This is a genomic window from Nocardioides sp. R-C-SC26 (assembly GCF_021246465.1).
Classification (GTDB): Bacteria; Actinomycetota; Actinomycetes; order Propionibacteriales; family Nocardioidaceae; genus Nocardioides.
Genome location: NZ_JAHRHK010000104.1, coordinates 1 through 305 on the forward strand (window position 1 = coordinate 1; position 305 = coordinate 305).

Here is a 305-nt window from a genome sequence, read left to right on the forward strand (position 1 = left end):
GATCTGTTCGCCCTCATCGACCCGCTCCGCGACCTGCGCGCGGAGTACGGCCGCGCCGACGAGCCCTTCGAGATCCACGCCATCTCCTACGACGCCTACAGCGTCGGGGGCCTGAACAAGCTCGAGGCGGCCGGCGGCACCGACGTGGTCATCGGCTTCCGCGACTCCTACCAGCCCGGCGTCGACACCGAGACCCTCGAGCACAAGGTCGCCACGCTCTCCCGCTTCGCCTCCGGCGTCATCGACGCCTATCGCGCGCAGGCCTGATCCGGCACCCCGGTCGTCGCGTCTGTCGAGACCCCCAC

At 70.5% G+C, this 305-nt stretch carries 1 pseudogene; it reads left to right on the top strand.

Features of this window, described 5'->3' with window-relative positions:
• Positions 1–267: pseudogene (locus tag KSO97_RS17630) on the top strand (LLM class F420-dependent oxidoreductase); the annotation flags it as partial.
• Between the last annotated feature and the right edge of the window lie 38 nt (positions 268–305).